The 13,453-nt window shown below is 43.3% G+C and carries 10 protein-coding genes; 9 read left to right on the top strand and 1 reads right to left on the bottom strand.

The features are described 5' to 3' along the window. Positions 1 to 28: 28 nt before the first annotated feature. A complete protein-coding gene (locus G6053_RS14220; protein ID WP_165306855.1) occupies positions 29 to 895 on the bottom strand; it encodes an AraC family transcriptional regulator in 867 nt (288 codons plus the stop codon). Positions 896 to 1,080: 185 nt separating this feature from the next. On the opposite strand from G6053_RS14220, the gene G6053_RS14215 reads away from it, so the two are divergent. From G6053_RS14215 to G6053_RS14175, 9 genes are all read left to right on the top strand, one after another. Continuing rightward, on the top strand, positions 1,081 to 1,518 hold the full coding sequence (locus tag G6053_RS14215) for an L-rhamnose mutarotase (RefSeq protein WP_165306854.1): 438 nt from the start codon (positions 1,081 to 1,083) through the stop codon (positions 1,516 to 1,518). Between the two features lie 81 nt (positions 1,519 to 1,599). Continuing rightward, the gene (locus G6053_RS14210) at positions 1,600 to 2,607 is read left to right on the top strand and encodes an alpha-L-fucosidase (protein WP_206531944.1); all 1,008 of its coding nucleotides are present in this window, start codon (positions 1,600 to 1,602) and stop codon (positions 2,605 to 2,607) included. A 38-nt stretch (positions 2,608 to 2,645) separates the two neighbouring features. Next, entirely contained in the window at positions 2,646 to 3,866 is a 1,221-nt protein-coding gene (locus G6053_RS14205; RefSeq protein ID WP_165306853.1) for an enolase C-terminal domain-like protein, read from the top strand. Positions 3,867 to 3,875: 9 nt separating this feature from the next. Beyond that, entirely contained in the window at positions 3,876 to 4,967 is a 1,092-nt protein-coding gene (locus G6053_RS14200; protein ID WP_165306852.1) for a hypothetical protein, read from the top strand. A gap of 60 nt (positions 4,968 to 5,027) precedes the next feature. After that, entirely contained in the window at positions 5,028 to 5,798 is a 771-nt protein-coding gene (locus G6053_RS14195; protein ID WP_165306851.1) for an SDR family oxidoreductase, read from the top strand. 90 nt (positions 5,799 to 5,888) lie between these two features. Next, complete coding sequence (locus G6053_RS14190) at positions 5,889 to 7,055, top strand: alpha-hydroxy acid oxidase (protein WP_165306850.1); 1,167 nt, start codon at positions 5,889 to 5,891, stop codon at positions 7,053 to 7,055. A 248-nt stretch (positions 7,056 to 7,303) separates the two neighbouring features. Further along, positions 7,304 to 7,633, top strand: a complete 330-nt coding sequence (locus tag G6053_RS14185; protein ID WP_165306849.1) for a DUF6660 family protein — start codon at positions 7,304 to 7,306, stop codon at positions 7,631 to 7,633. Positions 7,634 to 7,778: 145 nt separating this feature from the next. Beyond that, entirely contained in the window at positions 7,779 to 12,110 is a 4,332-nt protein-coding gene (locus G6053_RS14180; protein WP_165306848.1) for a CusA/CzcA family heavy metal efflux RND transporter, read from the top strand. 7 nt (positions 12,111 to 12,117) lie between these two features. After that, positions 12,118 to 13,431, top strand: coding sequence for an efflux RND transporter periplasmic adaptor subunit (locus G6053_RS14175; RefSeq protein ID WP_165306847.1), 1,314 nt, complete (start codon positions 12,118 to 12,120; stop codon positions 13,429 to 13,431). Positions 13,432 to 13,453 lie beyond the last annotated feature (22 nt).

The following is a 13,453-nucleotide window of genomic DNA, read 5'->3' as shown; positions in this document are numbered from 1 at the left end:
TATACATTAATGAAAGTCATCTTTTTTCCTAGGTCTGTATTTGCGCTCTATACATACTCGGTGTAAGTCCTTTAATAGATCTAAAGATCTTATTAAAATTAGAAAGGCAATTGAAACCACAGGCAAAAGCAATGTTGGTAATCTGTAATTTGTTTTCAGCAATCAGTCGACATGATTCACTGATACGTACTTCGTTGACAAATTGCACAAAGGTTTTTTGTGTACGGGATTTAAAATACCGGCAGAAGGAGTGCTTGGACATATTTGCCAAAGTCGCAGCCTCACCCAACGAAATTTCTTTTGTAAAGTTATTGAATACGAACTTAAAAATCCGGTCAATTTTATCATTATCCATCGAACTATAATTGTGTGTATACCCCGGACTGGAGAGACATTTATATTCATCAGTTGTAATCAGCAATTCGATGATCTCAAGAAGTAAAATTGTTTTTTGAATACCATAATCGATATGGATCATCTGTTCCAGTTTGCGTTTCAGTTGTTCTTTCGTCTCGCCCTGAAATAAAAGCCCCCGTTTGGATGCGGTAAGAAATGCCTCTATTTTGTGTGTTTTAAAAAGATGTCCCAATACCTCAACCATTAATTTAGGTTCGATATAAAGCGCCATTGAACGCGACACCTGTACCGAATCCCTATCCGAGCGATCATTATGCCATACATGGGGCAGGTCAGGCCCTAAAAAAGTCAATTCATCGGTAGAATAGCTGTCTATACTATCACCTATAATTCGCTTGCCTTCACTTTGCACAATGTAGGTCATCTGACAAGCACGATGGAAATGGAATTCGGTGGAAAAAGATGGCTGACAAACTTCCTTCGTTGCGAATGTCGCTATCTCTGATCCCTCTAATATTTTCGTGAAAACGGGTTTCATTTACTTGGTTATTATTGTTTAAAGGAATTTAAATATAGACTATTTTATCTCTAATATAAAATACGAGGTCAAATACCGCTAATATAGTGTCAATATTGAGCAATCCAAGCACAGTTTTATTATTTACAGAATTGTAGTTTAGCAGATGTAAATAAAAGTAGCATTAATAACTAAAACACCTAAATATGCCATCGAAGAATTTTTTTCCTGTGAGGCTTTTTGTGCTGTTACATACAATCACATTTTTAGCTGTGGGCTGCGGAAGACAAGGGAAGCCTGAATCGGTCAGGCGCTATGCCTCCATTACAGGGTTAAAAACAGATAGATTGGGCTATTACAAAAAACTGCATGCCCAAGCATGGCCAAGCGTGCTCCAGAAAATTAAGGAATGCCATATTCGTAACTATTCTATTTTCTTGAAAGAAGTAGACGGAAAACATTATCTATTCAGCTATTTTGAATATACCGGAACAGATTTTTCGGCCGATATGAAACGAATGGCATCGGATCCTGAAACACAACGCTGGTGGAAAGAAACAGACCCCTGTCAAATGCCACTCCCGGAAGCCCGCGCAAAAGGTGTTATCTGGTCCGATATGGAGGAGGTGTTCCATACCGATTGATTAAAGCAACATATTGAAATAAAAACCTATACGAAATAAATGATGAAACAGCAGTTATTATTTTGCTTAACCCTTTGCCTAATGGGCGCAAAGGTGTTTGCCCAAACAAAAGCCATTGTGCCTACAGCCGCTGATAAACCTAACCGATATCAGCAAGAGCAGATTGACCGCAAGTATGGCATGTTCATCCATTTTGGCATGAATACTTTCCATGATCAGGAATGGACGGATGGTTCGAAACCTCCGGGTTCATATGCTCCTACGGCGATCGACGTAAAACAATGGGTATCAACTGCAAAAGCTGCCGGCATGAAATATATCATATTGGTCAGTAAACATCACGATGGTTTCTGTCTATGGGACAGTAAATATACAAGCTATGATGTGGCGAGCTCAGCAAATAAGACAGACGTTGTAGCGGCATTGGCAAAGGAATGCCGAAATCAGGGAATTCGTCTGGGACTTTATTATTCCCTATGGGACCGTAAACAAAATGGAAATGTAAAAGACCTGACAGCAGACAAAGCTTATAATACCTATATGCTTAACCAATTGAGCGAACTGCTCAATATCACCCAAAAATATACGGACATTGTTGAACTCTGGTTAGATGGCGGGTGGGAAAAGGAGAATTACAGGTGGCCGGCACAGGAAATCTATACTTTGGTCAAAAGTAAAGCACCTCAGTGTCAGGTCGGCATCAATTGGAGCATTGGCACCCCTGAAAATGTGGATAAGCATATGGTGCTACCGAAGGATCAGCAAAACCTATTCCCGATACGTTACTTCCCGAGCGACTTCCGTTTGGGAGACCCGTATTTACCTGCCACACCTGACCCTAAACTCTTTACCTCACAAGGTAATACATACTACATGCCATTTGAAACCACGGTGGTATTGGGAGAGCGCTGGTTTTATAACACAACAGATAAAAAATACAAAACGTTGGGAGAGCTGGAGCAAATCTACCGGACAGCAACTGCACAGGATAATATCCTGATCTTAAACGTCGGTCCAGACAGAGCTGGACGTATCAGAGAGACGGATGTTGATCTGCTACTCAAGCTAAAGGAAAAATTGAAGCTATAATTTTATCGATCCAAAAATTTCAAAAACAACGAACTAGAATGATTACAACCTATGATATCCAGGACCGCAGATTTCCTTTAGGTACCGGAGCAGGGAGCGATGCTGTACACAAAGACCCTATATATTCCTATGCCGTCACACGTTTGAAAGATGACAAGGGACGTATCGGAACCGGACTAGCTTTTACGATAGGCGCAGGAAATGAATTGGTCTGTCGGGCGGCATCTTTTTACGCCGAACGCCTCAAAGGAATGCCGATCGAAGAATTAATGGCAAATTTCGGCGCGATATTCAACACCTTGAGCAATGAACAGCAATTCCGATGGCTAGGGCCACATAAAGGTATTGTGCACCTGGCATTGGCGTCTGTCACAAACGCCTGCTTTGATTTATGGGCAAAAACGCGTGGTATTCCGCTTTGGAAACTTTTAATAGACCTTTCACCCGAAGAAATTGTCAACACGCTGGATCTTTCCTATCTGGAAGATGAGCTTACGCGGGAAGAGGCCATTACGTTAATTGCCGAAAATTGGCAAAGCCGCCAAGAAAGAATGAATATAATCGAAAAGGGCTATATCGGTTATGATACTTCTGTCGGTTGGTTTAACTATTCTGATGAACAGGTTCGTGAAAACTGTAAACGCGCAATCGCCAATGGTTTTACAGCCATGAAACTGAAAGTGGGCAGTGAAGATCCGCTCCGTGATATCAGAAGAGCACATATTGTTCGGGAGGTTGCAGGGGATCAGGCTACTGTCATGTTGGATGCAAATCAACAGTGGACGCTACCACAAGCGTTGGCAATATGTCAGGATCTCAAAGCGATGAATCCTTATTGGGTGGAGGAGCCTACCCATCCCGATGATATTGTTGCACATAAAATACTAACTGAAACCATTGCGCCCATAAAGGTTGCCATGGGTGAACATGTACCCAACCGCATTGTATTCAAAAATTATTTACAGTTGGGTGCTGCGGGTTTTGTACAGGTGGATGCAGTCCGTGTGGGGGGTGTAAGTGAGTTTATCAGTGTCAGTCTCCTCTGCCGGAAATATGGTATCCCTGTGGTTCCGCATGTGGGGGATATGGGGCAACTGCACCAGCATTTAGTACTGTTCAACCACATCAGTCTTGGTCATCAAGCATTATTCCTTGAACACATCCCACATCTAAAATCTCATTTTGCACAACCTGTGCGGATTGAGAATGGTGTTTATCGGACAGCAATGGAACCTGGAAGTAGTTGTGAGTTAATATAGCATAATAGTATGTTAGGAAATATAGATTTAGGTATTGCTATCGCTTATATCGCTCTTATTTTGATCGTGGGTATTGTTGCAGGCATAGGAGGTAACAAAAGAAGTACAGGCACGGCAGAAGGCTATTTTCTCGCTGGAAAAACCCTTCGGTGGCCAGCGATCGGACTCGCGCTGTTTGCCACCAATATATCAACTGTACACCTTGTAAGCCTGGCCCAAAGCGGATTTGATACCGGTTTGCTCAATGGTAACTTTGAGTGGATGGCAGCATTTACATTGATCCTGTTAGCCCTGTTCTGTGGTTTTCTCAAAATTTTACCCGTCTTTATATTCGTACTACCCGGACTGTTTGCTTATACCCTGTTTAAAAGTGGACAGCTCGATCTTCATAGCTTGGGGGTAGATGCTGCAGGCAACGTGAATTCCAAAGGAATATATACATTGATGATAACGCAATTGTTACCTTCAGGTCTGATCGGTGTACTTGTAGCAGCGCTGCTGTCCGGTCTGATGAGCCAGATTTCGGGCGCGCTCAACTCTATCTCGACCATGGTTAGTTATGATATCTTCAAACAGCGGAAACCGGAGGCTACAGACAAGCAGCTGATTCGTATCGGAAAAATATCCGCTGTGATTGCCATGGTCTTTTCTTTGTGCCTATTGCCGTTATTGGATAAGTATGAAAGCATTTTTAATGGTATCAATGATGTGATCGCCCATATCGCCCCTCCAATAACCTGTGTTTTTCTTTTGGGGGTATTCTGGCGGAAAGCCTCTGCGGTATCTGCAAAAATGACTTTATGGATCGGATCATCTTTAGGTACAGGTGTTTTTATGATCAATAAGATCTTTCCACATTCTTGGATCGGACAGACGCCATTTATGATGATGGCCTTTTATCTTTTCTTGGTCTGCATGCTTATACAAATCATCCTATCGTATCTTTATCCGGTACAGCACAGTACTGAAAGCGAACTGCTTTACTGGAAAAGTCCATTGGAGCCCCTCCGCGGAGCAGCATGGAAAGGAATGGGGAATTATCGTGTTTTAACCGGTATATTACTTGTTATTGTCACAATGTTATATGTAATTTTCAAGTAATTGCTTACTTGTCGTATTTTAGATTCCTGAATTAATTGAATAACCTTTTATAGATTTATTTTGAACGCATTAAAGGATAAAGTGATATTGATCAGCGGTGGTACTGCTGGAATTGGCCTTTCATGTGCTCAGGCCTACGCAAAGGCAGGAGCGAAGGTTGTTTTTATTGGTCTGGAGCAAACGTCCGTTACCGCGGCAGGCGAGCTGCTGGGGGCTCCGCATTTGGGTATCTGTGCCGATATTTCCCAAGAAGAAGATGTAAAGGCAGCCCTCGATCAGACCATAGCGACTTTTGGTCGGCTGGACGCCATTCACAATAATGCAGGGCTGGCGAGTCCATCCAAACCTTTACATGACACCACTGTACAGGAGTGGGGCAGGCTGTTTGATGTCAATGTAAAGAGTATTTTACTGACGACCAAATATGGCTTTCCCCATCTAAAGGAGTCCGGCGGATGCATTTTAAATACAAGCAGTCTGGTGGGAGAGATTGGCCAGGAAAATCATGCTGCTTATGCTGCGACAAAAGGCGCTGTCAATGCGCTGACCAAAGCGATGGCAATAGATTATGCGGCACTAGGAATAAGGGTGAATTCGGTTATGCCGGCAGCAGTCATGACCCCTATGCTTCAACAATGGGCATCCGAGCAACCGCAGCCCGAACAGATTTTTGATTTTTTAAAAAACATACACCTTCTGGGTTATTGTCCGGAAGGGGATGTCATTGCAGATGCATGTATCTTTTTGCTGTCTGAAAGCGCCCGTTTCATCACAGGGGTGAACCTGCCTGTCAGCGGTGGCGCTGAGCTCGGCTACCGACGGAATACTTAGGATATTATTGGATAAATATCAAACTATTTTCAAATTATATAGTATATTTGGCGCGCAGATAATTCACTGCCAATATTTAATACATCAATCATGAGCCAAAAATTTACATACAATACGCGCTATCCTGCTGTTGAAGATCTAAGAAAACAGGCAAAGAAAAGAATCCCAAAATTTGCATTCGACTATTTAATAGGAGGTGCTAACGAAGAGCTGAATCTCGCCCGGAATGAAAATGATTTTGATCATATTTTATTAAAGCCGCAATATCTTCAAGCGAGCGATGAAATTGATATGTCCGTAGAGCTCTTTGGCCGCCGATATAGTGCTCCGTTTGGGGTTTCGCCAATCGGTCTGCAGGGCTTGATGTGGCCCAACGCACCGGAAATTTTGGCCAAAGCAGCCGCAGAAAATGATATCCCTTATATTTTGAGCACAGTGTCAACAAGCAGTATCGAGCGTATCGCTGAAGTATCGCAGGGCAAAGCCTGGTTTCAACTTTATCACCCAACAGAAAATAAGTTGCGCGACGATATCCTAAGACGTCTGACGGAAGTGGAATGTCCCGTACTTGTGGTTCTGGTCGATGTTCCTGCCTTTGGACTTCGGTATAAAGAGATTAAAAGTGGTTTGTCCATGCCTCCAAAGATGAATATTGCAAATATTCTACAGACATTTGCCTGTCCAACCTGGGGTATTGAAACCCTCAGACATGGCATCCCGTCTTTTGCAACGTTAAAGCCTTATATGGAAAAGGGTCTGGACCTTGCCCAACTGGGACAGTTTATGAACAAAACCTTTACCGGAAAAGTAGATGTCGAAAAAATCAAAGCCATTCGCGACTTATGGAAAGGACCACTGGTATTAAAGGGGATTGCAACCGATGAGGATATGCAGGCTGCCATCGCACTCGGGGTAGATGGTGTCATCGTTTCCAACCATGGCGGAAGACAGCTTGATGCCAGTGAATCATCCATCAATTCATTGATTCATCTTGCAGGCAATCCGGAATATAAAAACAAAATCAAGATTATGCTGGATGGTGGTATCCGCTCCGGTGTAGACCTAGCCCGTGCACATGCTGTTGGGTCCGAATTCAATTTCATGGGAAGACCATTTATGTATGGTGTTGGTGCCCTAGGGAACGCAGGCGGTGAACATACGATCAATATGTTCAAGGCACACCTGTTTCAAGTGATGAAACAGCTCAGCATTTCAAAAATAAGCGAATTCCCAAAACGTTTGCAGAAGGTATTATAACCACTTTTTACAATCAATAAAAGGCCGAATTAAACACCATTGTCCGTGTTTAATTCGGCCTTCTTACATACCGGTAGTGCTGATTTTATTACCAGTCTATTTTACGGTTGTCATCGTCACCAAGGCCCCATTGTTCACTGACGCAAGACCATTGCTATAGTCTTTAGGTTTATGGGGGCCGACAAAGAAATATGCTATTATGATAAAAGAGTAAATTTTTAAAATATTTTTCTAAATTTGTATAACAAATGAGGTTAGCTGTTATCATACTGATCACCTATATTTTGGGACTTTCCTTTGTCCCATGCAGTGATGCGAATATTCGCACCGAGGGAGCAGCTATGGAAACACAATTGAACGAATCGCATAATCATAGTGAAGATACCCCGGATGCATGTTCAATTTTTTGTTATTGCAACTGCTGCAGTGGAAATATTACGATATTTGAATATCAGTTACCAAAAATTGCGGGTATTCCGATTTCGATTTATTTTGACAATCGCATGCCGCTTTTAGACACACCCATTCTATCGAACTACTTCGGAACTATCTGGCAACCGCCCAAGGTAGATGCTTAATTTTAATTTTTATTAGCCTTCGGTAAACATTATTGGAAAATTTTTTTTCTAATCAGTGCTGGCCGTGGGAATTAGCTGTAGCATAATGCTACATGGAAATAGGATATTCTATATATCTATTATTTAAGCATTAATCAAGTATATTGTGTTAGATAGTATAATTAAATTTAGCATCAAGAATAAGATCATTATCGCCTTAATGACCTTGTTACTTATTATATGGGGCGGCTGGAGTGCAACAAAGCTGCCCATAGACGCCGTTCCCGACATTACCAATAATCAAGTACAAATTTTTACTTCCTGTCCTACCTTGGCAGGTCAGGAAGTCGAACAATTGGTTACTTTTCCGATTGAACAGAGTATCGCTACGGTACCAAAGATCGAGGAAATCAGAAGTATATCACGTTTTGGACTTTCTGTGATTACTGTTGTTTTTGAAGAAGATGTAGACATTTACTTTGCACGGCAACTGATCAGCGAACGTCTAAAAGACGCCGTAGACCAAATTCCTCAAGGTATTGGCAGGCCAGAGCTGGCCCCCGTTAGTACGGGCCTAGGCGAGGTATACCAATACATTATTCACCCCAAGAAGGGCAGCGAAAGCAAATATAATGCAAAGGATCTGCGGACAATGCAGGACTGGATCGTGGCCCGTCAGCTCTATGGCACCCCGGGTATTGCTGAGGTAAATAGTTTTGGCGGTGAATTGAAACAATATGAGGTAGCTGTTGACCCTAATCGTCTCAGAGCGATGAATATCACGATACCTGAAATTTTTACCGCGCTGGAGAAGAATAATCAAAATACCGGTGGCGCTTATATTGACAAAAAGCCCAACGCCTATTTCATTCGTGGCATCGGGCTGGCAACATCGTTGGAAGATGTAAAAAATATCGCAATCAAAAAATCGGGTGCTGTTCCAATTTATGTCAAAGATGTCGCCGATGTACGTTTTGGACATGCTGTCCGGTACGGCGCCCTAACCTATAACGGCGAAGTAGACGCCGTAGGCGGTGTGGTGATGATGTTAAAGGGTGAAAATAGCAATGAAGTCGTCAAACGTGTGAAGGAGAAATTACCTACTATCCAAGAATCCCTACCCAATGATGTGGTCATTGAGCCCTACCTGGATCGTACAGATCTGGTCAACCGGGCAATAGGCACTGTAGAAAAGAACCTCATAGAAGGAGCATTGATCGTCATCTTTGTATTGGTGTTATTTTTAGGTAATCTCCGTGCAGGCCTCATCGTGGCCTCGGCCATTCCTTTATCACTGCTCTTTGCATTAGGGCTAATGAATGTGTTTGGTGTGAGCGCCAATTTAATGAGCTTGGGCGCCATAGACTTTGGACTTATTGTCGATGGTGCAGTCATTATTGTTGAAGCAACGCTCCATCACCTGGGGCTACGCAAGTCTACCGAAAAGCTTACACAGTCCGAAATGGACCATGAGGTGTTTGAATCGGCGTCAAAAATACGGACAAGTGCCGCTTTTGGCGAGATTATCATCCTGATCGTTTATATCCCGATATTGACATTAGTCGGTGTGGAAGGAAAGATGTTCCGTCCAATGGCGCAGACAGTAGGTTTCGCGATATTTGGAGCGCTGATTCTTTCGCTGACCTATATTCCAATGATGTGTGCCCTATTCCTGCCTAAAAAGCATCATGATAAGAATACTTTCAGTGATCGCCTGATCGAAAAACTTCAACATATGTATGCACCGTTGCTGCAGAAGGCAATCCGCTTTAAATACATCATTGTCAGTTTGGCGGTAGCCTTTTTTGCGTTATCGGTTTTCTTCTTTAAAAACATGGGTGGAGAATTTATCCCACAACTACAGGAAGGGGATTATGCCTTTCACTGTATATTGCCTCAGGGGAGCTCGCTTTCACAAAGTATAGAAACTTCGATGCAAGCTTCCCGTATCATTAAGGAGTTTGAAGAAGTAAAAATGGTTGTGGGAAAAACGGGAGCTGCGGAGGTACCGACAGATCCTATGCCGCCAGAAGCGACGGATCTGATGGTGGTCCTCAAACCACAGGAAGAATGGAAATCAGGGCGGAGCTATAGCGACCTTGGAGCTGCTATCCTTGAAAAACTAGAGGTAATACCGGGTGTTTTCTTTGAGAAGAACCAACCTATTCAGATGCGTTTCAATGAACTGATGACGGGAATCCGTCAGGATGTGGCCGTGAAAATTTTCGGCGAAAACATTGACTCGCTGGCTTCTTACGCCAATATCGTCGCCGCACAGATTCAATCTGTTAAAGGAGCTACTTCTCCTCAAGTGGAGCGGGTATCCGGACTTCCACAGATCAATATTGTTTATGACCGTACACGTATTGCCAATTATGGACTGACTATTCAGGAAGTAAATGATGTGGTAAGTACAGCTTTTGCCGGTAAAAGTACAGGCCAGATCTATGAAAACGAACGTCGTTTTGATCTTGTCGTGCGTCTGGACACGACACATCGCAATAGTATAGATGATGTACGTAATCTGATGATTCCAACAGACACCGGCATCCAGATCCCACTCTCACAGGTAGCAGCGATTGACTACAAGCTTGGTCCAGCACAGATCAGCAGAGAGGCTGGTAAACGACGGATTGTCATCGGCTTTAACGTTGTTGGAAGAGATGTTGAAAGTGTGGTCAAGGATATTCAGCAACAGCTATCAACAAAGGTTAAGTTACCGGCAGGCTATTACTTCACGTATGGAGGTCAGTTTGAGAACTTGCAGAAAGCGAGCGCACGTCTAATGATTGCCGTACCGGTTTCGTTATTACTAATCTTTATGTTACTATATTTCACATTCCATTCGTTTAAGCAAGCAACGCTGATCTTTACAGCCATCCCGATGAGTGCAATTGGCGGTGTCTTTGCGCTGATGCTGCGTGGTATGCCTTTTAGTATCAGTGCCGGGATCGGTTTCATTGCCCTTTTTGGCGTTGCCGTACTGAATGGCATTGTTCTGATCGGTACCTTCAATCAATTGAAGAAAGATGGCATGGATGACATTTTTCAGCGCGTCAGAGAGGGGACACTCACCCGGCTACGTCCTGTACTGATGACAGCCACCGTAGCATCGTTAGGCTTTCTACCGATGGCAATCAGCACAAGTGCCGGTGCGGAGGTGCAAAAACCATTGGCTACAGTCGTTATCGGCGGACTGGTAACAGCAACCTTCTTAACCTTATTTGTACTGCCACTATTGTATATCATTTTTAACTCAAAAAGGAATATGAAAAAAGGAAATGCAGGCAAAGCCATTGCAACAGTATTGGTTTTCCTATTTTCTGCCTCTGGATTTAAGGCCTTTTCACAGGAACGGATCGGGATCGATCAGGCGCTCAGTACCGCGCTAAAAAACAACCGCCAATTTCAGGTTAATGAAGCTGAAATTGCTGGGGCGACCTATACGGTCAAAACAGCCAATGAAATCCCAAAAACGGGTGTCTTTGTGGAAAACGAAGATTATCGGCCCAGTGATAAAACAGGGATCATGAAAATCGGAATCACGCAGAGTATCGCATGGCCTGGACTCTATTCTGCCCGCAAGGAATATTTTAAACAACAGCTAAAGTATGCTAACCTGAACACGGATGTGCTCAATGCGAATATCAAGAGAGACGTACGCACAGCATATTACCAACTTTGGTACCTTCAGGACAGACAAAAGCTTTATGTGAACCTGGACAGTATCTATTCGGCGATGTTCAAGGCGACTGAGCTTCGCTTTAAAACCGGTGATGTTGCCGCCCTGGATAAAATAGCCGCAGAAACGAAATTAAAGGAATTACAGGCGCAGCTGTTGCAGAATAAAAAGGATATACTGGTTCAACAACAACAATTGATGATGCTCCTGAACCGCAACGACTGGTTATTGCCTGTGGAGCGGCCGCTGGAAAAGGTCGAAATGGACGCGGACCTACAAAATCCTTCAGCGGACCCCTCACATCCTGTTTTAGCACTGCAGCAACAGAATGTCAATATTGCATCATCTAATATTACGGTTCAGAAAAATATAAATAAGCCAGAATTTTCAGGTAGATTCTTCTCGCAACGTCTTTGGGGAGCAAAAGATCCTTTTACCGGTTTCTCCGTATCGGCATCCTTCCCCGTATTTGGGCTCGGTGCTTACAAGAGCAAGGTGAAAGCTGCAAATGCTGAAATGGAGGCGCAACAAAGACAACTGGAGTATGACACTCAAGTGTTTCAGACGGAAAAAGGAAACGCGCTGGCCAGCATTGAGAAAAACAGTGCATTATTACAGTTTTATGAGTCTTCTGGTCTTCAGCAGGCGGATGCCATCATTAAGGCGGCGAGCCTCGGTTATAGAACCGGAGAAATAAGTTTTGCAGAGATGAGCCAGTTTTTAAGTCAGGCGATCGGTATCAGACAAAATTACTTAGATGTGCTCAATCAATACAATCAATCGGCAATACAATACAATTACTTCAATAATAAATAAGTCAACAATGAAAGTTATCATAAAAATATTCTTTGCACTAGCGATTTCATCGGTTTTATATAGCTGTGGATCAGATTCAAAAGGCGCCGGCGAGCCCCAGGGAAAGGAGGAAGGGAAGGGAGCCGCCGAAGAAGGCCATGAGGAGGGGCCAGTGACGGTCGCTGCGCTAAGTGAGCAACAGATCAAAGCCGTGGGAATTGTCTTCGGAAGCATTGAAGAAAAAGAATTGACAGCAACTATCAAAGCCAACGGCTTACTCAGCGTGCCCAACAACAACAAAGCCAATGCGACAAGCTTATATGGTGGTGTAATTAAGACTTTAAATGTGCAACTAGGTGACATCGTGCGCAAAGGCCAGGTTATAGCAACCATTACGAATCCGCAATTTATTCAGCTTCAGGAAGAATATGTCGCTCTGGCAAGCAAAATTACGCTTGCAGAACAGGAGATGGCAAGACAGCAAGAGCTCAATGAGGGCAATGCCGGGGCGAGAAAGAACTTGCAATCGGCGACAGCAGAGTTTAATAGTCTTCGCGCCAGAAAGGCATCCCTGCAACAGCAGATTCAGTTAATGGGTATCAATCCAAACAGTGTCAATCTTTCCAACCTGCGCTCGTCACTTGTGGTTACAAGTCCAATTAATGGTACTGTAAGCAATGTTTTCGCAAAAATAGGCAGTTACGTAGATGTTTCGTCTCCGGTTATTGAGATTGTGGACAACAGCCTGTTACATCTCGATCTACAAGTCTTTGAAAAGGATCTTCCGATGATCAAAATCGGACAGATCATTAATTTTCAGCTAACGAATAATCCGGATAAAACCTATGCGGCTAAAGTCTTTACGATCGGATCTTCCTTTGAGAATGACAGCAAAACAATCGCCGTGCATAGTACCGTGATCGGCAGTAAGATTGGTCTGATAGACGGAATGAACATCACTGGGATGATCGGAATAAATAATGTGACGACTCCGGCTGTTCCCAATGACGCGATTGTAGAGGCTGATGGTAAGTTCTATATTTTCGTAGAGACAAGTAAGCAGCCCGAAGAGCATGAAGAAGGGCACGATGATCATGGTCATGCGCATGATGAAGGCGAAGCAAAACATGAACACAAAAATGAACAGGAAGCCGCTAAGCATGCCACAGATCAGGGTAAAAATATAAATTTTGAAAAAATTGAAGTTCAAAAAGGTGTCTCGGCAATGGGGTATACAGCAATTACACCTGTACAGGAAATCCCTGCACAGACCAGAATTGTAGTAAAAAGCGCATTTTTTATCAATGCAAAGATGAGCAATACCGGCGGACATGAACATTAACTATTCGCTCTTTTTTATGCGT

It is taken from the genome of Sphingobacterium sp. DR205, assembly GCF_011064245.1.
Classification (GTDB): domain Bacteria; phylum Bacteroidota; class Bacteroidia; order Sphingobacteriales; family Sphingobacteriaceae; genus Sphingobacterium; species Sphingobacterium athyrii.
This window is presented reverse-complemented; position numbering and strand designations above follow the sequence as displayed.